This window comes from Bacillus sp. 1780r2a1 (genome assembly GCA_024134725.1).
In the GTDB taxonomy this organism is placed as follows: Bacteria; Bacillota; Bacilli; order Bacillales; family Bacillaceae_H; genus Priestia; species Priestia aryabhattai_A.
Genome location: CP099863.1, coordinates 613,965 through 638,164, shown reverse-complemented (window position 1 = coordinate 638,164; position 24,200 = coordinate 613,965). Strand labels below are relative to the sequence as shown.

The 24,200-nt window shown below is 37.2% G+C and carries 29 protein-coding genes; 12 read left to right on the top strand and 17 right to left on the bottom strand.

The window, feature by feature from the left end; all coding sequences use genetic code 11:
* The first annotated feature begins 32 nt into the window (after nt 1-32).
* From NIZ91_03395 to NIZ91_03385, 3 genes are all read left to right on the top strand, one after another.
* On the top strand, nt 33-557 hold the full coding sequence (locus NIZ91_03395; protein USY55726.1) for a tryptophan transporter: 525 nt from the start codon (nt 33-35) through the stop codon (nt 555-557).
* A 159-nt stretch (nt 558-716) separates the two neighbouring features.
* Entirely contained in the window at nt 717-1,091 is a 375-nt protein-coding gene (locus tag NIZ91_03390; protein USY55725.1) for a YtxH domain-containing protein, read from the top strand.
* Nucleotides 1,092-1,222: 131 nt separating this feature from the next.
* Nucleotides 1,223-1,822: an HTH-type transcriptional regulator Hpr gene (locus tag NIZ91_03385; GenBank protein ID USY55724.1), complete on the top strand. Its 600-nt coding sequence runs from the start codon at nt 1,223-1,225 to the stop codon at nt 1,820-1,822.
* A gap of 3 nt (nt 1,823-1,825) precedes the next feature.
* On the opposite strand, the gene NIZ91_03380 is transcribed toward NIZ91_03385, so the two are convergent.
* The gene (locus tag NIZ91_03380; GenBank protein ID USY55723.1) at nt 1,826-2,170 is read right to left on the bottom strand and encodes a YhaI family protein; all 345 of its coding nucleotides are present in this window, start codon (nt 2,168-2,170) and stop codon (nt 1,826-1,828) included.
* 311 nt (nt 2,171-2,481) lie between these two features.
* Here NIZ91_03380 and NIZ91_03375 point away from each other — a divergent pair, with 311 nt between their 5' ends.
* A complete protein-coding gene (locus tag NIZ91_03375; protein USY55722.1) occupies nt 2,482-2,661 on the top strand; it encodes a hypothetical protein in 180 nt (59 codons plus the stop codon).
* Nucleotides 2,662-2,699: 38 nt separating this feature from the next.
* On the opposite strand, the gene NIZ91_03370 is transcribed toward NIZ91_03375, so the two are convergent.
* Nucleotides 2,700-2,789: a YjcZ family sporulation protein gene (locus NIZ91_03370; GenBank protein USY55721.1), complete on the bottom strand. Its 90-nt coding sequence runs from the start codon at nt 2,787-2,789 to the stop codon at nt 2,700-2,702.
* Nucleotides 2,790-2,829: 40 nt separating this feature from the next.
* Nucleotides 2,830-2,922 carry a YjcZ family sporulation protein gene (locus NIZ91_03365; protein USY55720.1) on the bottom strand — a complete coding sequence of 31 codons (93 nt, stop codon included), beginning with the start codon at nt 2,920-2,922 and terminating at the stop codon, nt 2,830-2,832.
* A gap of 266 nt (nt 2,923-3,188) precedes the next feature.
* On the opposite strand from NIZ91_03365, the gene NIZ91_03360 reads away from it, so the two are divergent.
* Nucleotides 3,189-4,082: a peptidylprolyl isomerase gene (locus NIZ91_03360; GenBank protein ID USY55719.1), complete on the top strand. Its 894-nt coding sequence runs from the start codon at nt 3,189-3,191 to the stop codon at nt 4,080-4,082.
* Between the two features lie 57 nt (nt 4,083-4,139).
* Here the strand turns inward: NIZ91_03360 and NIZ91_03355 are convergent, their stop codons facing one another.
* The 4 genes from NIZ91_03355 to NIZ91_03340 form a co-directional block, all read right to left on the bottom strand.
* Complete coding sequence (locus tag NIZ91_03355) at nt 4,140-4,322, bottom strand: sporulation YhaL family protein (protein USY55718.1); 183 nt, start codon at nt 4,320-4,322, stop codon at nt 4,140-4,142.
* Between the two features lie 70 nt (nt 4,323-4,392).
* The gene (gene yhaM / locus NIZ91_03350) at nt 4,393-5,334 is read right to left on the bottom strand and encodes a 3'-5' exoribonuclease YhaM (GenBank protein USY55717.1); all 942 of its coding nucleotides are present in this window, start codon (nt 5,332-5,334) and stop codon (nt 4,393-4,395) included.
* Nucleotides 5,335-5,481: 147 nt separating this feature from the next.
* The gene (locus NIZ91_03345; protein ID USY55716.1) at nt 5,482-6,729 is read right to left on the bottom strand and encodes an ABC transporter permease; all 1,248 of its coding nucleotides are present in this window, start codon (nt 6,727-6,729) and stop codon (nt 5,482-5,484) included.
* Entirely contained in the window at nt 6,722-7,621 is a 900-nt protein-coding gene (locus tag NIZ91_03340) for an ABC transporter ATP-binding protein (GenBank protein ID USY55715.1), read from the bottom strand. Before NIZ91_03340 ends, NIZ91_03345 begins: the two co-directional genes overlap by 8 nt.
* A gap of 298 nt (nt 7,622-7,919) precedes the next feature.
* Between NIZ91_03340 and NIZ91_03335 the strand changes: the two genes are divergently transcribed.
* Nucleotides 7,920-8,105 (top strand): hypothetical protein, encoded by a 186-nt coding sequence (locus NIZ91_03335; GenBank protein ID USY55714.1) that lies wholly within the window; start codon nt 7,920-7,922, stop codon nt 8,103-8,105.
* A 43-nt stretch (nt 8,106-8,148) separates the two neighbouring features.
* On the opposite strand, the gene NIZ91_03330 is transcribed toward NIZ91_03335, so the two are convergent.
* The 10 genes from NIZ91_03330 to NIZ91_03285 form a co-directional block, all read right to left on the bottom strand.
* Nucleotides 8,149-8,421: an HU family DNA-binding protein gene (locus tag NIZ91_03330; protein USY55713.1), complete on the bottom strand. Its 273-nt coding sequence runs from the start codon at nt 8,419-8,421 to the stop codon at nt 8,149-8,151.
* Nucleotides 8,422-8,535: 114 nt separating this feature from the next.
* Nucleotides 8,536-9,339 (bottom strand): enoyl-CoA hydratase, encoded by an 804-nt coding sequence (locus NIZ91_03325; protein USY55712.1) that lies wholly within the window; start codon nt 9,337-9,339, stop codon nt 8,536-8,538.
* Between the two features lie 6 nt (nt 9,340-9,345).
* Nucleotides 9,346-10,965 (bottom strand): long-chain fatty acid--CoA ligase, encoded by a 1,620-nt coding sequence (locus NIZ91_03320; protein USY55711.1) that lies wholly within the window; start codon nt 10,963-10,965, stop codon nt 9,346-9,348.
* 134 nt (nt 10,966-11,099) lie between these two features.
* Nucleotides 11,100-12,596: a coproporphyrinogen III oxidase gene (locus NIZ91_03315; protein ID USY55710.1), complete on the bottom strand. Its 1,497-nt coding sequence runs from the start codon at nt 12,594-12,596 to the stop codon at nt 11,100-11,102.
* A 271-nt stretch (nt 12,597-12,867) separates the two neighbouring features.
* Nucleotides 12,868-13,746, bottom strand: a complete 879-nt coding sequence (locus NIZ91_03310) for a Cof-type HAD-IIB family hydrolase (GenBank protein ID USY55709.1) — start codon at nt 13,744-13,746, stop codon at nt 12,868-12,870.
* A 131-nt stretch (nt 13,747-13,877) separates the two neighbouring features.
* Nucleotides 13,878-14,582: a hypothetical protein gene (locus NIZ91_03305; GenBank protein USY55708.1), complete on the bottom strand. Its 705-nt coding sequence runs from the start codon at nt 14,580-14,582 to the stop codon at nt 13,878-13,880.
* The gene (locus NIZ91_03300) at nt 14,575-15,453 is read right to left on the bottom strand and encodes an ABC transporter ATP-binding protein (protein USY55707.1); all 879 of its coding nucleotides are present in this window, start codon (nt 15,451-15,453) and stop codon (nt 14,575-14,577) included. Before NIZ91_03300 ends, NIZ91_03305 begins: the two co-directional genes overlap by 8 nt.
* Nucleotides 15,454-15,455: 2 nt before the next feature.
* On the bottom strand, nt 15,456-15,818 hold the full coding sequence (locus NIZ91_03295; GenBank protein ID USY55706.1) for a GntR family transcriptional regulator: 363 nt from the start codon (nt 15,816-15,818) through the stop codon (nt 15,456-15,458).
* Between the two features lie 363 nt (nt 15,819-16,181).
* A complete protein-coding gene (locus tag NIZ91_03290; protein ID USY55705.1) occupies nt 16,182-16,526 on the bottom strand; it encodes a YlbF family regulator in 345 nt (114 codons plus the stop codon).
* Between the two features lie 162 nt (nt 16,527-16,688).
* Complete coding sequence (locus NIZ91_03285) at nt 16,689-17,822, bottom strand: DUF445 family protein (protein ID USY55704.1); 1,134 nt, start codon at nt 17,820-17,822, stop codon at nt 16,689-16,691.
* 103 nt (nt 17,823-17,925) lie between these two features.
* On the opposite strand from NIZ91_03285, the gene NIZ91_03280 reads away from it, so the two are divergent.
* From NIZ91_03280 to NIZ91_03255, 6 genes are all read left to right on the top strand, one after another.
* Entirely contained in the window at nt 17,926-19,260 is a 1,335-nt protein-coding gene (locus NIZ91_03280) for a YheC/YheD family protein (GenBank protein ID USY55703.1), read from the top strand.
* Nucleotides 19,261-19,278: 18 nt separating this feature from the next.
* A complete protein-coding gene (locus NIZ91_03275) occupies nt 19,279-20,361 on the top strand; it encodes a YheC/YheD family protein (protein ID USY55702.1) in 1,083 nt (360 codons plus the stop codon).
* 4 nt (nt 20,362-20,365) lie between these two features.
* On the top strand, nt 20,366-21,724 hold the full coding sequence (locus NIZ91_03270; GenBank protein ID USY55701.1) for a YheC/YheD family protein: 1,359 nt from the start codon (nt 20,366-20,368) through the stop codon (nt 21,722-21,724).
* A complete protein-coding gene (locus NIZ91_03265; protein ID USY55700.1) occupies nt 21,721-22,878 on the top strand; it encodes a YheC/YheD family protein in 1,158 nt (385 codons plus the stop codon). Before NIZ91_03270 ends, NIZ91_03265 begins: the two co-directional genes overlap by 4 nt.
* A gap of 74 nt (nt 22,879-22,952) precedes the next feature.
* Nucleotides 22,953-23,165, top strand: coding sequence for a YheE family protein (locus NIZ91_03260; GenBank protein USY55699.1), 213 nt, complete (start codon nt 22,953-22,955; stop codon nt 23,163-23,165).
* A 28-nt stretch (nt 23,166-23,193) separates the two neighbouring features.
* Entirely contained in the window at nt 23,194-24,093 is a 900-nt protein-coding gene (locus NIZ91_03255) for a helix-turn-helix domain-containing protein (protein USY55698.1), read from the top strand.
* Nucleotides 24,094-24,200: the final 107 nt, after the last annotated feature.

Genomic DNA, 24,200 nt, shown 5'->3' with positions numbered 1-24,200 from the left:
TAGAGCTTAGCTTAGAAGAGGAGAGATGAGAAATGAACACAAAAACATTAGTATCACTATCTTTATTAGTTGGAATTGGTGCCGTACTGCATGCGATTATGCCACCTGTCTTGTTTGGTATGAAACCAGACATGATGTTAACCATGATGTTCTTAGGTATTTTACTATTTCCTGGGGTCAAAAACGTTTTACTACTCGGATTAACAACGGGTGCTATTTCTGCCTTAACAACAGGATTTCCTGGTGGACAAGTGCCAAATATCATTGATAAACCAATCACTGCTTTTATCATTTTTGGTTTATTACTTCTTGTTCGTAACATTACAACAGTGAAGACACCTGTAGCTGCCGTTCTAACAGCGGTTGGCACACTTGTATCAGGCATTATTTTCTTGACATCAGCAGCACTTATTGTTGGTTTACCAGGTGGTTTAATGGCTCTGATTGCAGGCGTTGTGTTACCTGCAACGGTTGTAAATACCATTGTTATGGTTGTGGTGTATCCAATCGTAAACTCTGTACTAAAGCGCACAAGTATTTCAGCAAAAGTATCATGATTTGAAAGGGCCTGTATCATGCAGGCCCTTTTTGTATTTAGCAGGTTTATTTCTTAACGGTTAGGAAACATAATACAATATAAACTCTTTCACTTATACAAAGACTATGCCATTGAACCACCTTGTTTATTAACAGAAATAATATATAGGAGTGATTTTATGAAACGTACTACTTCACTTGTTACAGGCATCGCGGCTGGGAGCATTGCCGCAGCCGCTGCAACACTTTTATTAGCCCCAACCTCAGGTAAAATATTACGCCAACGTATTGCAGAAGAAAGTCATCAAGTAAAAGAAACAACAGAAGACATCTCTGGAAAGATTAAGCACCTTAAAGCGCAGATTCAAACGACTGCTCAAGATGGAAATACTATAGTGAAAAATATCGCAAAAGACCTTTCAAAAACGCTTAACGAATTTCAAAAAGACATTCGTCCACACCAGCAGTCCATCCAATCACACTTAAACGAAATTGAAGACTCACTTTCACACCTAGAAAAGCACATACAAACAGCTAAATCTGAAGCAAAATAAAGGAGGTTTTTCACCTCCTTTATTTAATTTTTTAAAATTTCGTAAATTTACATCTTTATAATTTTTTATTTTATTGGCATAATAGAAGATAAATAAAAAAAAGCAATTGCGCTAAAGTAGGTGGGGAGAAAATGAAAAAGACAAGTGATCAAGTATACGATTTAAAAGAAGCACTCTTATTTAGCCAACGTATTGCCCAATTAAGCAAAGCACTGTGGAAGACCGTAGAAAAAGATTGGCAGCAGTGGATTAAGCCCTATGACTTAAATATTAACGAGCATCATATTCTATGGATTTCGTATCATTTAAACGGGGCATCAATTTCAGAGATTGCAAAGTTTGGCGTAATGCATGTTTCAACAGCGTTTAATTTTTCTAAAAAGTTAGAAGAAAGAGGATTGTTGGAATTTTCAAAAAAAGAAACCGATAAACGCAACACTTACATTCAATTAACGCAAAAAGGCGAAGATATTTTACTAGCTTTAATGGAAAGCTACAAGCCATCCGAAAACTCTGTATTTAATGGTGCTCTTCCTCTTCGAAACTTGTATGGCAAATTTCCAGAGTTTATGGAACTAATGACCGTAATTCGTAAAATTTACGGAGAAGACTTCATGGATATTTTCGAACGCTCATTTCATCACATTGAAGAAGAGTTCGTTGATAACGATGGCAAATTAGAAAAAAAAGAAAAAATCGTGACTGATCAAAAAGAAAGCATTTCTAATTAAGAACTAGTCACGAATCCATTGCACGATATTAAAAAGCTCTGTCATTACGTCTTGATACGAGCTTTGATTCACCAAAGACTCGATTGTTTCTTGCGGGTCCAGCTTATAATTAAGCATTCCAACAAATTGTGTAAGAAGCGGAACGAAGTCAGTTAAGCCTTCCGCTTTTTGCTCAATGTACACCTCTTTAATTTCTTCGCATAGAAGTAAAACATCTTCTACTTCTCTTCTCGTCAGCTCTTCTTTAACAACGAGCTCAATAAATGGCTTTGCTTCTTGTTCAGGCGTTCCAGCTAGCAGTTTTATGTAATATTCTAAACGTGACACTTTAGATTCTAAAGTTTCCATCCTTTACTCTACTCCTTCACCGTTCATGTCCCTACTTCATATTGTACATGATTCGTACACTTTCTTCCAAATAATTCTTTATGTCAAAACGCATTTAACGCCCTTTTCTTTATTTCGCAAGGACATTTCGATACTCCCTTATTTTCGACAGTTCTTCTGCAATTTAAAGGAAGTTTTAGCGAATCTCTATCTATTTTCCTTATTTTTTGGTAATGTTAATATTGACATTACTCGCTAGATATTATTTTTATCATTAGATAAACTACGTATAGTCCAAATAATTGACGTCGATTTTAGGGGGGTTCTACTTTATGTACATATTCTTTATACCGTTTGCTTTATTCATTTTATTTTACATTAATACACTAACAAATACATTATGTCTACAAAAAGAAATTCCGGAAGAGAGACAGCCGAAGGTATTTCGTACAATTAATATTTTGATTACAATTTTATTGATCTCCTCCTATGTTGAGGTATTATTCACATAAAACGCGGTGAACTCAGTCACCGCGTTTTACTTTACTCTTTAGTATGCTAAGCCATAGCCGATGATTACTAGTAAAATAAACAGGACTACAATTAAAGCAAAGCCGTTTCCATATCCATGTTTACCCATTTGTTTCTTCCTCCTTCATCTCCTATAGTCTCTGGTGTTATTAGTAGTAACAAGCACATCCGATAATTACTAATAAAATAAATAACACAACTAATAACGCAAAACCGTTTCCATATCCATATCCATTACTCATAATATGAGCACCTCCTTCGTTTACTAATACTGCATGTTATGCATGAACACTCCAAAGCGTCTAGGCGTTTATCACGATTTTGTTAATTATTTCTGTATTTGTTACTTGCAAAACGAGTTTTATGATGGGAAATAATTACTTTTTATTCTTGTTTTCACTTTATTTCCATATTCGTTTCGTTAAATTTGAGAAATATGGTATAGTAAAACGTATGAGTGAACTATCATTACACTTTATGTGAAAACAAAGAGTAGGAGTGTGTACATATGAAAAAAAGCTTAATTGCGCTATCAACTGCTGCAAGCATCGTGGCATTATCAGCTTGTAGTAGCGATGCTTCAGAATCAAAAGGTGACTCAGCAAAAGTAATTGTTGAAACTGATGCAGGAAACGTTACTCAAGGTGAACTATATGAGGAAATGAAGAATTTAATTGGTCAAGACCAATTCAATACTTTAGTGCGCAATGTAGTAGATGAAAAAGTACTTAGCGAAAAATATAAAATTACTGATAAAGAACTTGATCAAGAGTTAGACAACCTTCGTGAACAATACGGAGATCAAATTGACCAAGCTATTGAGCAAAACGGTGAAGATTCCGTAAAGGACATGCTTAAAGTTGATCTTTTACGTGACAAAGTAGCAACAGCTGATATTAAAGTATCAGAAAAGGAATTAAAGGAAGCATATGAAGCAAAAAAACCTGAAATTAAAGCTAGTCACATTCTAGTTGAAGATGAAAAAACAGCAAAAGAAGTAAAAGCCAAGCTTGATAAAGGCGAAGATTTTGCGAAATTAGCGAAGGAATATTCAACTGATACAGGTTCTGCTGAAAAAGGTGGAGACCTTGGATATTTTGGTGCTGGGGAAATGGTAGAAGCGTTTGAAACTGCTGCTTATAAGCTTAAAAAAGGCGAAATTAGTGAACCAGTTAAATCAGATTACGGCTACCACATTATTAAATTGGAAGATAAAAAGAAATTGGCTTCTTTTGAGGACATGAAAGCTGACTTGGAACAAGAAATCAAACGTTCAAAAGTTGACCAAGCTAAGCTTGAAGAAAAGCTTTTAAAAGAGCTTGAAGATGCAAATGTGAATGTAAAAGATAAAAAAGTTGAGCCTGCGTTTGAAAAAGCAGATAACGCAAATTCTCAGGGTTAATAAATTAATTCAAAAAAAGGACCGTTCGAAGGAACGGCCCTTTTTTTATTTATGCGCTTAGATTGAATTTCCTTCACGGCGCTCTTTTTCTACATTCATCCGGTCAATAAAAATCTGACCTTCCTTTTCAATAAATGACTCATCAATTTGCTTTTCTTGCTGTGCAGAGCGAATGGCCATAAATCCACTAAAAAAGATACCTGCTACAACTAAATAAATCCAAATCGGTAATGTTACCATCTCTTCATCCTCCACATCCGTTATTTACAACCACTATATGTACAAGTTGTCTCGGATATGACTGATAAATTTATTCGGCTGTTGGTTTATAAAAAGATCGATTATCTAATGCAAAGATACGCTCTGTATACTCACCTGGCTTTGTTTTGTCTAAAGCTCGATCTAACATATTCATTTTAGCATCAACGTTATCAATTAAATGTAACATTTCTGCTTCTTTAATAAGGGGCTTTTTAGGGCTCCCCCACTCTTCTTTCCCGTGATGAGATAAAACCATATGCTGAAGAAGCATAACTTCTTCGCCCTCAATGCCTAATTCTTCAGCAGTTTTCCCAATTTCATTCACCATAATTGATATATGCCCCAATAAGTTTCCTTGAACTGTATATGTTGTTGAAACAGGTCCAGAAAGCTCAAATACTTTCCCTAGATCATGTAAAATAACCCCAGAGTATAATAAATCTCGATTTAACGATGGATATAAGTCAGCAAACGCTTTAGCAAGCTTAAGCATCGAGACAACGTGATAAGCTAAACCTGAAACAAACTCATGATGATTTTTCGTTGCCGCTGGATATTCTAAGAACTCCGACTGATACTTATTTAATAAATGACGAGTCATGCGTTGAATATTAGAATTTTTCATTTCAAAGATGCTTTGCGTAATATATTCAACCATCTCTTCACGAGATAACGGTGCTACTTCTAGAAAGTCAGAAACTCGAACTCCATCTTGCGGCTGTGCGGGGCGAATATTACGCACCTTCAACTGGTTTCTACCGCGATAGTTCATTACTTCCCCTGCAACCTTTACGATTTTTTCTGCAGCATACGTTTCTTCGTCTTCAGGAGATACATCCCATAACTTCGCTTCAATATCGCCTGTTTTATCTTGTAAGATCACTGTCAAAAACGGCTTTCCGTTACTTGCGATTCCTCTTGTTGACGATTTTATTAAAAAGTATAAATCCACTTGTTCGCCTACTTCATGCTGGCCGATTCCTTTTGCCATATCAGTTCCTCCTTACGTTACGCGTCTGTTCTCGCTGTAACCTGTCATTCCTTTACATTTATTTTAACACCATCACTTCGTTAATGCACGACTCGAACAAAAAAGGCATGAACTCCATTACGCTATGAGCTCATGCCTTTTCTATTGTTATTTCTTTATAGATTCTTTCTTTGTTAGCTGAAGTGCTTTTTTAATATCTTTAAACGATGAAGATTTTCCGTACATTAAAACGCCACCTCGATAAACTCGAGCACCAAACACAGCTAACAAGCCGATTGTCGCAACGAGTAAGCCAATGGAAAGCGCAATTTCCCATGCAGGCACTGTTAGCATTCCAACGCGTAAAAACATGATCATCGGCGCAAAAAACGGAATAAATGACGTGATGGTAATAAATGATGCATCAGGCTTTCCTAAACCGAACATAGCAATCATAAATGCCGCTACAATAACAAGCGTCATTGGCGTAATCATTTGCTGTACATCTTCAATACGGCTAACCAGAGAGCCTAAAAACGCAGCTAGCGTTGCAAATAAGAGATAGCCTAAGATGAAGAAAATGAAAGCATACACAAACGTCTGAATCGGTACATCTGAAAATCCTAGGAATTCAGAGAGTTCGCTGGAACTTCCTTGTAAAGACGTATAGCCAACCGCAGCAATAATTGTAAACTGAGTCAAGCTTAGCAGCGCGATCCCTGCAATTTTTGCAAACATTTGCTTTACGGGTGAAACGCTGGATACAAGAATTTCCATCACTCTTGATGACTTTTCAGTCGCAACTTCCATCGCAATCATGCTGCCGTACATAATAACGGAGAAATAAATAACGAACAGTAAGACGTACACAAGTCCCCTAGCTTGATTCAGCTCTTCCTCTGTTTTCGCATTATCCACTAACGCTTCTTTTTCAAATGCAACGGGACTATAAATCTCTTCAATCTGCTGAGGATCTAAATCAACTTTCTGAGTAGCATAAGCAACTTTCATTTGTTGAAGACCTTGTTGTAATGAAGTCACAACTGCAGATTCTGCTAAAGAATTGGACTTGTAAACACCTTGTGGTAACTCTTCACTATTAATTGATAGCTGAATATACCCTTCAATCTCTTCGTCCTTGACCTGTTTCTTCGCTTCTGACTCCGACTTAATTTCTTTTAGCGCTAAATCTTCATCAATGAGTTTCATATTTTCCTTGAATGCGCTGTACGTCTCTTCGGATTCACTCAGAACTCCCACAGTCGTTTGCTCGTCATTATCAAATGCTTTAATAATTGTATCTAAGTTCGTAATTCCTAATAAAAGCAGGACTGTAATGGCAGTCGTAATGATAAACGATTTTGTCTTAAGCTTGTTTAAGTACGTATGCGCTACGATGATCCAAAATTTATTCATAAGAAGCACCTACCTTTTCAATGAAAATATCATTTAGAGAAGGCTCTTCTACAATAAATTTTCGCACAAACGAAAAGTCATTCAGCTCTTTAAAAATGGCTTGGGACACGCCTTCATTCTCAATTTGCAGATTAACACCTTCAACCGTTTGTTTCATTTTGACAACTCCATCAACAGCTTCTAAGCGTTCAAATGGACCTTCTCCATGTACAATAACATTCTTCTTACCAAAAGAACGTTTAATGTCTCCTAGCTTACCGTGTACAACAGGTCGACCATGGTGCATGATGCATAAATGCTCACAAAGTTCTTCCACGTGTTCCATACGGTGGCTTGAAAAGACGATTGTTGTTCCTCTCTCTTTTAAGTCAATAACCGCTGACTTAAGAAGCTCAACATTCACCGGATCCAGTCCGCTAAACGGTTCATCTAAAATCAGAAGTTCTGGACGGTGAATAACTGACGCGATGAACTGAATTTTTTGTTGATTTCCTTTTGATAGTTCTTCTACCTTTTTATTCGCATAGTCAGGTACGTTAAAACGCTTCAACCAATAATCCATTTCTGTTAAAATAGCATTCTTGTTCATCCCTCTTAGTTTACCAAGATAAACAAGCTGATCTCGTACTTTTAATTTCGGGTATAGCCCTCTCTCTTCGGGTAAATAACCCACGATATTACTTGTTTCGTATGTAATTGGTGCATCATTCCACGTAATAATTCCCGCTGATTGTTCAATCAAGCCTAATACCATTCGAAACGTTGTTGTTTTTCCTGCACCATTAGCTCCTAAAAATCCAAATATCTCACCTTTTGGAATATGTAACGATAAATTGTTTACGGCTGTAAATGAGCCGTATTGCTTTGACACATCCGTCAATAACAGAGACATGTTTCTCCTCCTTTTAATAAAGTCATGCTCTAACTATCTCGTGAAACAACAATCTTGTATTCACCAAAGAAACAAACTAATAGAAATGAGCAAAACGTTTCACAAAATTGGATTTGCGTGATTTCATTTTTTACTAACCGGTATAACTTTGGCTACATGCTGAAAGAATCACTCAGTTAGACCTACTACTCATTGTATGGAAATTTTATGTAGTTGTAAACCGAAGCAGGAATTTTCAATATAAAATTCGAATTTTAATAAAATGAACTGATATTCATTTTCTAAAGGAGAGGTCTTCATGACAATGTATACGCTAACAGTCTTTGAAAAAGACGGAGAAAAATTATTGGATGAAACGTTTGAAGCTGCAAGTGAACAGGATGCAAAAGAAATTGGAATGAACAAATTAACGGATTTAAATTACCATGAAAAAACGCACCGATGCGTACAGGCTAACGGGAAACTTGTATTATTTCATCGTTAAAATAAAAAAGCGCGGTTTCTAATAAGAAACCACGCTTTTTTATTTACTTTACAGCTTCTTTTAGTTCTTTACCTGCTTTAAATGCTGGTACTTTAGAAGCTGGGATTTGCATTTCTTCACCAGTTTGTGGGTTGCGTCCTGTACGAGCTGCACGCTCACGAACTTCAAATGTACCAAAACCGATAAGCTGAATTTTTTCACCTTGACCTAATGTTGTAGAAATTGTGTCTAATAGTGCATCTACTGCTTTTGATGCGTCTGCTTTTGTTAATTCCGATTTTGAAGCTACTGCATTTACTAAATCTGTTTTATTCATCTTTCAATCACCTCATTAATTTCTATTATTATCTTTTGATACCACTGATGCTAATTTTTTAAACATGCTCTATCTACATGATAGACAAAAACACTTGCTTTTAAACTAGTTCACTTAATTTTCGGAAATATCTTTTGAACGCTGATTAAACACCGGCAAACGTTTCGCCAAAAATGCTTCAATCCCCTCTTGATGATCATCACTTTGGCTCATTCTAAACTGACTTCTTTTCTCTAACTGTAATACAGTCTTCAGCTCTTCAATTGACGTTTCAACGAAAATTCGTTTCGTCTCTTTTAAAGCAAGCGCTGGCTTTTTGAGCCAGTATGAAACATAATCTTCTACATGCTTCGCCAAATCTCCTTCTTTTACTTCATCAATTATCCCAATTTCATACGCTTTTTCTGCTGATAGCGTTTCGCCCTGCCAAATAAGCTGTTTTGCGCGGTGATTACCGAGACGTTTTGCTAGTAAGAAGTGGCCTCCTCCATCTGGAATAAGCCCAATTCCAATAAAATTCATAGCAATCTTCGCATCTCTTTGCGCAATCACATAATCACTCGCTAGCGCAATGCTAAGCCCTAAGCCAGCTGCTGCTCCGTGAATAGCGCTGATGGTAAGCTGCGGAAGGGCATATAACCTTACCGTCACTTCATTGATTAAATCCATTACTTTATTAAACGAATCCGCTCTGTTTGGATCTAGCATCATTTTGATATCGCCACCTGCTGAAAATACGTTTCCTTTCCCCTGTAAGACGACAATATCAGTTTGACTCTCTTCCACTTCTTTTAAGCATTGAACAAGCTGCTGCAGCACTTCTACATTAAGCGCATTTAATGATTCTGGTCGATTTAAAGATAAAATAGCTACACGTTCTTTCACTTCTAATTCAACAACTTTTAAATTTACAGTCATCTTCCTTCACCCTTTCAATTCATAGCGTTCTAGTACTTGTTCACGAAGTGCTCGTTTTAGAAATTTGCCCACGGTTGTTTTCGGAATTTCGTCCATAAAAATCACATCATCCGGAAGCCACCACTTCGCAAATTGTGGCTCAAGGAAGGTGATGATATCTTCTTTAGTTACTTGTGCTACATATCCTTCCTTTAAAACAACACAAGCTACTGGACGTTCCTGCCATTTTTCATGGGGCACAGCAATAACTGATGCTTCAAAGACCCCTTCATGCCCCATCAGTGCATTCTCAATGTCCACTGATGAAATCCATTCTCCACCACTTTTAATTAAATCTTTTGTACGGTCAACAATTTTAATAAAACCTTCTTCATCAACCGTAACCACGTCTCCTGTATATAGCCAGCCATCTCTAAACGCTTCGCTCGTACGTTCATCTTCGTAGTATTCCGAAGCAATCCAAGGCCCTCTGAGCAAGAGCTCTCCCATTTCATTACCATCCCAAGCTACTTCTCCGGTCTGACCGATTACTTTCATTTCAACTCCAGGAACAAGAAACCCCTGCTTAGCCTTTAATGCTAACCTCTCAGGAGCAGACTTCTCTTCTTGATAGCTCTTTAACCTAGATATCGTGACAAGCGGACTGGTTTCTGTCATACCGTACGCATGCATAAAGGGAATATTAAACTTTTCTTCAAAGCGTTGAATAACGCTCGGTGGTGCCGCAGATCCTCCACATAAAAACGCACGCACATGACTGGTATCATATTCGCCTTTTTCAAGCTCTTGCAGTAAACCTAACCATATTGTTGGTACTCCAGCTGCAATCGTTACTTTTTCGTTTTGAATCATCTCCGCTAAGATAGCCGGAGTAAAAAAAGCTCCTGGCATTACCAGCGTTGTGCCAAGCCACACAGCAGCAAACGGTAAGCCCCATGCATTAACGTGGAACATCGGAACTACCGGCATAGCAATATCAGCTTCAGACAGCTCTGCACCATCTCTTAATCCGAGTGCCATGCAGTGCAAATAAATGCCTCGATGTGAATAAACAACTCCTTTTGGCTTACCTGTAGTAGCGGAAGTGTAGCAGATTCCTGCGGGCTCTTCTTCTTGAATATCTGAAAGAAAAGCAAACGTTTCGTCTCCTCGCTTCAGCAGCTCTTCATAATGATAAATTGGCTTTACACTACTTTCAGGCAGCGAGTGTTCGTCAGACATAATAATATAGGCTTCTACGTGAGGTAGTTCTTGGTGGATTTTTTCAAAGAGCGGTAAAAAGCACTCATCAATCAAAAGTACTTTATCTTTTGCATGGTTAATGACATAAATGATTTGCTGAGGATCTAAGCGAATATTAATGGTGTGCAGTACAGCACCAATTCCTGGAATTGCAAAATAAGCTTCTAAATGGCGATGATGATTCCAAGCAAACGTTCCAACACGGTCACCTCGTTCTACTCCCAGCTCTATTAGCATGGAAGAGAGTTTTCGCGTTCTTTTTCCCGTTTCCTCATAGGTAAAACGCTCCATCCCTTTTGTGGATCTTGAAACAACCTGCTTTTTCTTAAAAAACGTCTCCGCTCGCTCCATCATTGAAGGAATCGTTAATTGTACATTCATCATTGGACAGCACCTCACTCTTTTTTAGAAAACGCTTGCAACAGATTATATATTCAATCGTCTTCGACATATTTCCTTCTCTTTATGCAAATTAAAAACTGCCATGTATTTTCGGAATAAATACATGGCAGTTTCTATTAAACATTGAATAAATCAGTTAACAACTTAATTTTTTCTTCTGTATAGTGCTTAAACCCATCATTGTATGACTTAGGATCTTTCGGATTAGCAAAACGCGTAATCACACCTGTCTTTGGATGAACAAATTTACTAGAAGCTCCGCACCCTAATCCAATAATCGTCTGTTTCTCTTCCATAATCATAATATTATAGATGCTCTCTTGACCTGGAAATGCATAGCCGACATTTTCAAGATTACCTAAAATATTTTTTTGACGATACAAATAGTAAGGCTTGTAGCCATTTTCTTTTGTCCACTCTGTTGCCATATCCATCATCTTGCTGATTTCATAACGATCAGCCACTTTATATTTACGCTTATTTTGCGTCATTTCAGATGCACGCTTAAAAGAAAGCGTATGAACCGTCAATGATTCAGGCAACAGCTTCTTTGATTCTTTTAACGTATGTGCAAACTCCGTTACACCTTCATTTGGTAACCCAATAATCAAATCCATATTAATATTGTTCATGTTCATTTCACGAGATAAATGGAATTTTTCAATCGTCTCTTCAACCGTATGATGGCGTCCGATCGCTTTTAACGTCTCTTGCGTATACGACTGCGGGTTGACGCTAATGCGGTCAATATTCCATTTTTGCAGCACTTTTAACTTATCAGCTGTAATGGTATCAGGACGACCTGCTTCCACCGTAATTTCACGAATGTTTTTTACATCAGGAAAGGATTCATACATTTCTTCATACAGCATGTCCATTTCTTCAGCAGTAATGCTTGTCGGTGTTCCTCCACCGTAATAAACGGTTGTAATTTTAATATTGTGTTCTTTTAACCATTTTCCAATTTCTCGCATTTCGTAGTGAAGGCCGCCTAGAAATGAATTTACCGAACCTTGGCGCCCGTTAATTGCATACGCGGGAAACGTGCAGTATGCGCATTTTGTCGGACAAAAAGGAATGCCAATATAGATACTAACTTCATTAGCTAACTCATGAAGATCCGGAACAGCAGCTAGTTGGCGATCAACAATATCCTGCATCAGCTGAATTTTATCGTCCGTAATTAAATACTGCTCTTTCAACTCCTGATGAGCTTCCTTTTTTGTTTTTCCAGCTTGAAGCTTCATATGAAGAAGCTTTGTTGGACGAATTCCCGTTAGAACTCCCCACTTTTGTACGATATTCGTATACTCTTGGAGCACAGCTAAGAAGGCGCGAAGGACAACATTTTTCACTTGCTTAAACTGTTCTTTTTCAGCTAAACCTATTAAGTTTGGCTTTGATAGTTCTTCTGTATATACTTTATCGTCGTCTCGAGCCTCTAAGGAAATATGTGCTGAAATCTGCTCATTGACAGTTAGTGTAAACGTAATTTGTAAGTCTTCTTGATTTGGAGTAAAAGAAACATCGCTCTCTTCAAAGAATAAATCCGAAATGAGCTGAAGCGGTCGAAGAAACCGTTCGTCTTCTAACCCTTTAACATATATTTTCACGATAATCACCTTTCAATTTTAAACATAGATAAGCTTATATCAGTTTACAGAACATCAATGACTCGGTCAATTGCTGCTGAATTAAAAAACGGATTATGCCTTTTCTAAGATGTTTAGGTTATAATAACAAGTCCATTCCATCATGCTTCAAACACTAGTTCTCTAAAATAGCTTATCAACCAACAAAAAATCCGAACTATAAAAGAGTTGTTAACTCTCAATAGTTCGGATTGATGATTCCCTGAAATACTTTTGCCCTAGCCTCTATGCCTTAGTTTAGTTTAGTCCCATCAAGTTGATTCAAGTAACCTAATCGCTGCTGTTTTCTAAACAGCTCTTTAATCATATATGCCACTCCGTTTTCATTGTTTGACCTTGTAACCCAATCAGCCAGCATTTTAAGATCGGTTGGTGAATGTCCCATCGCTACACCCATACCGGCTTGCTCAATCATTTCCACGTCATCATAACAATTGCCGATTGAAACGACATCTTCCATTGGAATTCCTAGTCGACTTGCAACATAGCGAATACCCGATGCTTTATTCGCTCCTTTTGGCGTAATGTAGCACCGATTTTCGTTAGGATAAGAAAACCATTCAATATCCTTTACCGCAGATGCAATGGTCTGTTCTGCATATTCCTTTTCTCTTTTATCTGCAAAATACACTTCTATCTTTGGAGTCGATACTGGCTCATCCCTTAACGTATCTCCCAATGAGTCTACAAACTGAACAGGATAAAAGAGCGGCTCCCCTGTTTTTAACATCGTTTTAGCAACGATATTATTTGGAAGCTTTACACGATTACCAATTGAAAAGCGTTCATGTAAAATTCGAATATGACAGTTAAAGTTCTCTAACAGCTGAATAAGATTAAACGTTTTTTCCTCGCTTAATCTTCGGTCTAATACGGGTTTATCAACCGAAGAAGCAATAAATCCACCACTGTGTGTAATGAGCATTGTTGGATGAATTTTTAAGCTCCTTGCAATTTTTCGAGCAGATGGAAAGTGGCGATTCGTTACGAGCGTAACATAGACGCCTTTATTTTTAACGAACTGAATTGCTTCTTTCGTTTCTTTTGTCACACGGCCTTGACTATTTAAAATGGTACCATCAATATTTAACGCTAGTAATCGATATGTCATTGTTAAATCCCTTCCTTCTCAGATGTCTCTCAGATTATTACCACGTTAGAACGTTGGTATTTATTTTAAAAAAACTTGATAATTAGTTATATGAGCATATGACAGTAATTAGAAGGGATTAAAATGTGATTTTATCGTACGTTATATGAGATTGTTGATGCTTTTCTGAGCAATAGCCATGTCGGTATAACCGTTAAAACAGCCAGTACCAATATTATACCGAGGTTAGGGGTGACTTGAAACGAATCGTTTATTGTGACAAACAGTTCAACAAGCCAGTCTCTTGTAGTTGAAAATAAAAGCAGTCCAAATAAAAAAGCAATAGCAATTGCCCCTCCAATTAAGCCTGTGCGGTAAAAGATGCTTCCTAATAAAAGCCCCGCTGATAACAAGAAGAAACAAAGAATGGAGTCAAATAAAAGTTGGTTGTACCAAGTAGGATTCATAGTAGTAGCTTCAATAGTACTAAAAATTTTAACTTGTGTAGATGTGATATCAACGACCAGACGAAATAGTTCATTTACAAAAGCCTGAATAATAGATATTCCAATCGCTAACAACATGTTAAATAAAAAAACGCTTGTTAAAAAGCTTTTTCGAGTCATGCCCATTTTAATACAAAAAGGCAGCGACTCTTTTACCATTACAAATCCTGCAATTCCACAGAAAATAAGAATCGGTAAGCTCGGTGACACGACCATAACAGAAGTATCAGCAGCCATCGTAATTGTTAAAATAGCCAAGATACTTCCAATAAAGATGCTCCAAAAGATTAAAATCGACGAGCGGTGGTCAAGAAATAAATAATATAGCATTGCTTTTATATCTTTAAACATAAAGCTTTCCACTCCTTTTATCTTCTGTGAGATAAACCATTAATTGTTGAACGTTAATAGATTCAATCGTTAAACCATGCTCACGTACTTCACTAGGATTATGGGATTCACCATATAACACAGCAGATTTTTTCCCTACAAGAGTCGATTCATAAATCACGTTCTGGTTTTTAATAAAAGCATCAACTACTTCTTCTTTCCCGCTAATATGAAGAGCTTTATTCATCATATTTTCCGCTGTTTCATGCAGCAGCTTCTTGCCTTTTTGAATAACCACTACTTCTTCAAATAAATTACTTACTTCATCAATTAAATGTGTAGATAAAATAATTGTTCGAGGTTTCTCCTCGTACGCTTCCAAAATCAAATCGTAAAACAAATAGCGTGCTGACGCATCTAATCCAATATATGGCTCGTCAAAAATGGTAAGCGGTGCTTGACTAGCTAAACCAATCGTGATGCCTAAAGCAGATTCCATTCCTTTTGATAAGCCTTTAGTACTCATTTTCCCTTCAAGATTAAAACGTGTTAATAAATCATTCGCAATATCTTGTGACCAGTTTGGATAAACAAGAGATGCCACTTTTAAAACATCTTTAATTTTAAGCTTTTTTTTAAAGTTGTTATTCTCACTAATGAAACAAATATTCTTCAAAACCTCTCGATTTTCAAAAGGTGATAGCCCCTCAACTTTCACCTGACCATCAGTTGGTGTGATGTGTCCTGCTAGCATCTGCATAAGCGTGGTTTTTCCTGCTCCGTTCCTTCCCAGCAAACCATAAATTTTATTAGCTTCTAGCTGTAAACTTAAATTACTTAAAGCCGTTTTCTCCCCAAACGTTTTTGTAACGTGTTCAACCGCAATATTCACCCTTATTCCTCCCTCTTTAATAAAGACTGTAGTTCCTCAAGCTGGATTCCTAGCTTTTCAGCTTCTTGCTTTAAGGGGACGATGTATTGATCAAAAAATGCCTTTTTTCTTTTTTCTAAAATAATACTCCTAGCTCCATCTGCTACAAACATCCCTACGCCCCTCTTCTTAAACAAAATTTCTTGGTCAACAAGCTGATTAACTCCTTTAGCAGCAGTGGCTGGATTAATTTGATAGTACTTGGCAAACTCATTCGTAGAAGGAACACGGTCACCTTCTTGAATGGATCCATCCAATATACTGGTTTCAACCTGCTCTGCAATCTGCTGGAAAATCGGCAGATCCTCTCTTAATTTAAAATCCATACGACCACCTTCTAAGTTCTTTGGTTAGTTACTTGTGTAACTAACTATATAACATATGTATTTATTTGTAAATAAGTTACTGTTATTTTTTTGAAATTTAAGCGCGGACAAATCAGGCATAGAGATAGTGAGGACTTCTCCTATGACAGAAATCCATAATTAAAATGAAAGATGTATGACTCCTGCAGGAATAGCGAGGCTGCTCAAGGTCTCTCGGGAAAGTAGTGACAAGAAGATTCAGTGCCCGTCTCGTGGAGACCAAACAATCCGGAGTAGAAATTGCCCTTTTTGCATGTGTTCCTTCTGTACAAAAAAAGCGACTAGAACTAAAATTAGTCCTAACCGCTTTTATCACTTAAGCTATTATTCAGCGTATAATTCTTCTAATGGCTTCATGATAATTTTGTTTAATTCACCAATTACCATGCTCATACGTTGCTCAGCTTCCATTAGCTTCGCGATATTTTCATCTTGTTGAACGATTGCTACTGTTTGCTGTGCTCGTTGAACTTCTTCCTCCGTGATTTCTTGACCCGTCATTTGCTTTTGCTGTAATTCCATTTGTAATGTACGAAAGCGCTCAAATAATTGCTTTGAACCTTCGTCATTGTTTACAGCCGCATACAAGCTTTTTAGGTTTGTATAATCGTCGCTTTGACGAATGGCTCTTTCTAATTCATTTGCTACATCGTACAAGTTTACAGACATATAAACGTCCTCCTAAATTTTTTTACTATAATCATCTTCCCAACTACTATAACAAATTATGGCGAGAAATTCAGCTTAAGACCTTTATTTCTCAAAATCCATCAAATAAAGTAAAACCCCAAATAAGGAGTAAGCCCATTCTTTCTTTCGTTTGGTCAATATCTAGACAAGAAACAGAGCAATAATGCCTTGAACCACTCCAATTATCCCTCCAAGTAAAGCTCCTAGATACGTGATCATCTTAAATTCGCGCTTTGAAATCCCTAAAATTAATTCCTCAATGCGCTCGACTGAAAAGGACTCTACCTGCTCACGAACAATATCTTCTAACTTGAGCTGGCTCATTAATGAATCAATGCGCCCTACTAAAAAACCACCTGCTTTTTCAACAGCGACTGGCACAACCTTTTGCACATACGAATGAGCAGGTGCTACCAGCTCAGAAACAGGCTTTTCAAATAAGCTTTCTACCGATACAGTACGATCAACAATATTCTGAATACCCTCTAATACTGTCTCTCTTCCGATAAACGCTTCTGCCTCATCTACCGTCTTTTCTTGCAGCTTCTTCCACTCTTTTTCAATTAGACTTTCAAATAATTCACTCGTTCCTTCATGCTTGAAGAATTTAATAATCTCTGGTTGAACCTTATCAATGACCTTTGCATTTCCAAGAAACATTTGAATCATGTTTCCAAGCATTCCTTTTTTCATTAAAAAGTCATCAATCATACGTTCTAAGCGCTGTTTTCCCTCTTCGCTTTCAAAATAATCAACCGCTTTTTCACAAATTTGTTTGGTGATAACAGGAATAACTTGCTCGACCTTTTGCTTTGTACCCTTACTTAATAAAGAAGAAAGCGATTGACCTGATTTGCTCATCATAAATTCAATATACTTCTTTTCTACAAGCTTACGAATAGCCTTGTTTGTCTTATCCTGAGCGTCTTTAATCCCGATAGCATCAAGCAGTTCAGCTAACGTTTGCTTCGTTGTAAATACCTTTTTAAGCCCGTCATTTGCCATTCCTAACAAGATTTGATGAAAGGCTGGATCTTTTAACTTTCTTTTTAAGCTTTCCGGTGTTAATAAGTGATCAACCACCGTTTTTCCAAGCTGAACAGCAAGTTCATCTCGTCTTTTTGGGATAAGTCCAGGAGTAAATGGAATCCTTTTCCCAAATATATACTTGGCTTCGTATGGATGAAACAACATTTTAATAGCTAAGTGGTTCGTAACACCACCGATGACTGCCCCAATAACAGCCATAATAATAATTGTAATAAACTGTTCCATTATTTTCTTCGACCTTTCTGTTACAAATTCTCTCACATATTTTGTTTGCAAGTCATAGGATATATCAGCATTCGCCTATAAAATCAAAAATGAGGACGTATTTATGAACCCTCCATGCGTAACGATTAAAGCATCTCAGTCAAAGCTGGGTAAAAATCAGGTTTACATGAGTCATGGACTTTGCCAAAAACTTAGCTGTGATACTCATATTACCATCACATTCGGCCGTATGCACAAAGAAGTGAGTATTATACCATTTAAAAGCTCTGATTACTGTATTATGTGTTGTAAAACTCTTTTACAAGAATGGGGACTATTTGAAGATGAAATCGTTTTGCGATTTTCTTCTCCATCTAAGGATGAACTATTAATTGGTCCCGTTATTTGTGTCGTCACGGAAATTAAGTCTTCGCTAGATCTTTTTGGCAGTATAACAACTTTCTGTGAAGAGTTTGCCTCTCTTAGCGATTCGGAAAACTGCTTCTTTTATGTGAGTACATTGGATGACTTACTGCAAGGAACGAAAAAAGGGTATACGTTCCAACGTAATTCTTGGATACTTCAAGATGTACCTCTGCCAAATGTCATTCATAACCGAATCCACAATCGAAAAACAGAGAATACGGTTAAATTTCAAGAACTTACTATTCAAGCAATGGACAATGAAATTCCCTTTTTTAACGCTCATTACTTAAACAAGTGGAAGGTGTTTGAACGCTTGTCGCAAACAGTCCACTTAAACACCTATTTACCGGATACGTATCAACTGCGGTCTAAGCAAGATCTATTAGATGCACTGTCATCCTACCAAACCATTTTTCTAAAACCTATACACGGTAGCCAAGGTAAACACATTTTTAAAATCGCACAAGTCGACGCTCAATATCAACTTGATTATACTACGGTTGGCCATGAGTTTAAAAAAGAATACGATTCCCCGCATGACATATTTGAAACTCTCTTTCACACGTTAAAAAAACAAGGATTTATCATCCAAGAAGGAATTAACCTTCAAACGTATAAGGGGTGCCCCTTTGACTTTCGTATTCTTTGTCACAAACAGTCCCATGCAAAATGGAAAGTAACATCGATTGTAACACGAGTTTCACAAAAAGGGTTCTTTGTCTCAAACGTTGCACGAGGAGGGGAAATTTATTCACCAAAACATATACTCACTTCATTATATGATGAACATACCGCTAAACATATCATCGCTTTATTAAAAGAGATTGCTCTTGAAATTTGTGTTAACTTGCCATTCCAAGATGAAACTTATGCCGAGTTTGGCATTGACTTAGCTATCGATGCTAACGGGCAGCCTTGGATTATCGAAGTAAATACAAAGCCTTCTAAACAAAGTGACGAAGCCTCTCAAACGATTCGTCCATCCACTAAAGCACTTATGAATTATTGCCTTTTTATTACACGTTTTCATTAAGATGAGGAGGTCTTTCTTATGATTTCATTAGGTTTTATTACCATTCATCCCGAGCAGGAAGTAGAATATGCAACCAACCTTGCAAAGTATGCGGCTGCGTACAATATTGATTTTTATCGATTTACGCCCTTTCAGCTTCAGCCGGTATCACAGAAAATTACGGGCTATAAATATAATTCAGAAACAAACGAATGGCAGTATGATACATTCTCTCTTCCTATGTTTATTTATGATCGCTGCTTTTATCGCGGAGATTCCCTCTCTAAAAAAGCTATACCCATTGTCAACTGGCTGAAACAAAATCCAACGATTACGTTCCTTGGATACGGACTACCGAATAAATGGGATGTTTATACAGAGCTCATAAAAGATGATAATATTTCTCCTTATCTTCCTTCAACAACGAAAATTACCGCTGAAGAGCAAGTAACGCAGCTGTTACGCTTACACGATGCCATTATTCTAAAACCAATTGCGGGTGCACAAGGAAAAGGAATTGTTAAGCTTGTTCAACGCTTTCGAATTATTGAAGCATCCTTTTATTCCAAAAAAGGTCTTCAAACAAAGCAGTTCACACAGCTAGCAGATTTTCATGCTTGGCTGTTTAACATTATGCAAAATGGAACGTATCTTGCTCAGCCTTTCATTCCGCTCTTATCGCTTCAGTACTCTCCTCTTGATGTGCGCGTTTTATTACAAAAAGATGAGAGAGGAAATTGGAACGAAATTGGAAGAGGCGTTCGAAAAGGAAAAGAAGACTCATTTATTACAAATATTAGCTACGGTGCTTCTATTTCACCATTTGAGGAGCTAATGAAGCGACTTCCTCCTCATAAAGCTACGTTTATCGCAGATGAAATAAGCAGCTTATGTAACCGAATACCGCTTGCACTAGAAGCTCAGCTTCCCTCTCTTTTTGAACTTGGCTTAGATATTTGTATTTCGAGAGACTACAGCATTTGGCTGCTTGATTTAAATTCAAAACCTGGAAGAAAAACAATCATTGAAACCACTCCAGAATCCACTGAAAAGATGTATGAAAATGTGATGGCCTATTGCTCATATTTAGCTACTTTACCTTCATCTCAGCATAAGGAGTAGAAAAATGACTAACTTACTTTTTCAATTAAAGGTGTTACCGGAACAAGAGGATGTACTGTATGTACCATCCTCTCTTTATCATCATAAATTAGATACTATTTATTTCGGTACGTTTTCTTCTACTTGTCAGATTTATGAAGCCCCTGAAGCTGTGAATGAAATCAAAATTTCACAAAACCTGCTGGGTTTATTGCATCTTTCGACTCATCATGATGTTCATATCTATACCGATGAGCATAGCATCTATATCGGTCCATTAATCGGCGTATTATCCGCAGGGTTTACAGGCTCTTTGCTACGTCCAATTGGAAAACGCTCTTTACTGTTTGCTAAGCTTTTGTCTACAGCTTCAATGACTGGAGGCATTCCTTTTTTATTTGGCATTCATCATATTAAGTGGGATTCTGGCACAATCTTAGGTTATTTTTATACATCAAGCGGTTGGGAGCAACGAGAAGTTCCTCTTCCAAATGTCATTTATAACCGATTACCCAATCGAAAAACAGAAAGTCTTGATGCCTTTAAAATGATTAAAGAAAAATTAGCCGATGAATATCAAATTCCGCTCTTTAACCCTAACTTCTTTAACAAGTGGACGGTTCATACCCTTCTACAAAAGGATGAAGCAGTTAAAGGATTCTTGCCGTACACCATTGATGCGCCAAGCTTAGATCAGTTGTCTCGAATGGTAGAAAACTACGGTTCAATCTATTTGAAACCCCAAAATGGAAGTTTAGGCCGTGGTATTTATACGCTTTCCTATTGTTCTGGTCAGAACGTTTATCAGCTTTGCTTTAAAGAAGAAAGCTTAATAAAAAAAACACATACTTCGCTAGCCATCTTAGTTGATGAGGTATTTAAAACAAATGAGAGAGAGCACTATATTGCACAGCAAGCCATTCCACTATTAAAAAAAGATAACCGAATTGTCGATTTCCGAGTTCATACCAATAAAAACTTAAACAATCAATGGGAATTATCTGCTGTTGCAGCAAAAATAAGTGGTGGAGAAACAGTCACGACACACATGACAAATGGAGGGGAAATCGAACCCTTACAGCGCGTTTTTACGAATCCAGAAACAAGAAAGAAAATACAGAAGCTATTGGAAAGTACCGCTCTGCTCATCAGCTTAGCATTAGATCATCAGGTGGAAGGACTTATTGGTGAAATTGGATTCGACTTCGGGGTTGATACGAGAGGAAACATATGGATGTTTGAAGCCAACTCCAAGCCAGGTCGATCTATTTTTTCACATCCATCTCTACGAAAAGAAGATCAATATACAAGAAAGCTTGCGTTGGAATATGCCATTTTCTTGTCAAAGCAAGCTATTTTATCCCTTGAGGCTTCACGTCCATGATTACCGTTTATTATAGTGAAACAGACGATACTTGGTACCACCAAGAATTACATTCCTCCTATGTGTGGGGTACACAAGGTGTTGAGCTTCCGGTTAAGCTTGACCCTACTAAAGCTTCCTTTCGCTTGCGAACTAGAGGAAGTAAAGCAGGCCCTATAATTGGAATTATTACGAGCAACGCTGTTTTAAATACCCTGAACCAGAAGCAACACCTTCTCTTTAAAGAAATTCATCAAGCTTTACAACAAACTGGAGGAATACTTGTTTTATTTTCTCCTGAACAGTTTCACAAACATTACGTATATGGAAGTTATTTTGAGGAAATAAGCGATCAGTGGTGCCACGCTACGTTTCCTCTTCCTGATTTTATCTATAATCGCTTTCCAAATCGCTTTACTGAGCATAAAAAACTTAAAATATTACTTTCTCAAAGCAAGCAGCTTCGGATTCCACTCTTTAACACCAGCTTTTTTTCCAAGTGGGAGACATATGAGCTATTATCAAAAAACCCGACTATACAAAAGCACCTTCCTGATACTCGACTACTTTTATCGCTTGAAGATGTACGTACGATGCTTAAAAACCATCAAAAAGTGTACTTAAAACCAATTCACGGTAGCAAAGGGAAAGGAATTTTCACCTTAACATCTCATCACGATGGAAGCATTCAATATGAAAGTTCTCATCAAAAAAAGACCTACCTTTCTCTTGAACATGTGCCTATCCCTACCCGCTCTTATCTTGTTCAAGAAACGATTGACACCGATACTCTTCAAGACATGCGCTATGACCTCCGCATACTAGCTAATCGCTTTAAAAAACGATACATTATCAGTGGAATTGGAGTGAGACAAAGCGAGCGTCAAACCGTAACCACTCACACATTAAATGGGGGAATTATTAAATCTATTGAAGAGCTCTCTTATGATATAGACCATTCTTTTTTAACATCTCTAGTAGATGCATGTGGTCAGCAACTTCATCAGCACTTTCAATTTGTTGGAGAATTTTCACTTGATATTGGAAGAACAAAAGCCGGTGATTATTACATCTTTGAAATCAACGCCAAGCCGATGGTCTTTGATGAACCTCACATCCGATCCGTTGGTATCAAGCATCTGGTAAGGTTATTTTATAAATTAACGAATTTTTAAAATAATTGCTTTCCATTTCCTCTTCTCATGATAAGCTTATTAAAAAGCGGTGAAAATGAGAAAGGGGATTTTTTATGATTACACATTTCCGAATCAAGCCTTTGTATCACCAAAAAGAAATGCCGGGATGGTTCATCTCCTTTTATATAAGTGGTACTTATTACGAAGCAGACTATTTAAAGACCGGGGAAGTTCAGTTTAAACATCCACTCTCTCCAAACATTAATCGAGAAGAAGTCATTTCTCTTATTCATGAACTAATGTTATTTCACGTCTATCAAGACTAGTTAAAAGTAAAGAGTAGAAAGGAGTTTCATGATGGAGCAGCTAAAAAACATCTTTGGCAATAAACTACTATATTCAGATGTTCCCTACCAATTCCACCGATACAAATGGTTTCGAAGCGATGAATATCATTTTATTGGAATCGAGCAAGACGCGCTTTCTGAGAAAGAACTTGCTCTACTCTCAGCATTTCTTATTCCTTACGAACCAATGACCGCCACGCTCTCAGCGGAACAATCGTATTGGTATCAGCTACTATTCGAAGATAAGCCTACAGTAATAAATAAATTGGATAAATTCAAGCTGATTCGTTTTACTTATTTTTCAATTAAACGTTTGTTTGAACAGCGCACAGAGTTTGAAGATGCTCTTTCATCCATGTATGCGACTCCCATTACAATCTTATGGGACAACTTACAAAGCGGTGTAATTATTGAAAAAGTAGTGGATTCATCAGAGTTAACAAGAGATTTACAGGATAGCGTAACGATTTTATCACATGATTTTGAAAGTGATATGCAATTTTTTGAAGGCCAACTTCACTCTTTTCCTTTTTCACCCTCTCATGCTTTTCACATGGAAAAAAGCTGGTTTGAACAAGTTCAAAAAGTGTTTGAAAAAGAAAAAGTGATTAAGCTTTCAACAACGCTCCCATATTGGTTGATTAAAGAGATGTCTCCCGCTGCCAAGGAACAAATGAATACTATTTTATCGTTAATAAAAGATGACGAGACTTTACTTAACACTGTTAAATGTTATTTAGAATGCAATCTTAACGTATCGCTTGCGGCAAAGAAACTATATATGCATCGCAACAGTCTGCAGTATCGCATCGATAAGTTTATTGACCGAACCGATCTAGATATTAAAAACTTTCAAGGAGCTGTTTCAGCCTACCTTGCCATATTAGCAGCCGAGTCGCTGAATTAATAAAATGAAAAGGTTTTCGTAAACATGCACGAAAACCTTTTCATTTTTTTGTGCACATCTGCCATTTACCGGTTTTCTTATTCATCGTACACTGTTTATACAGAAAG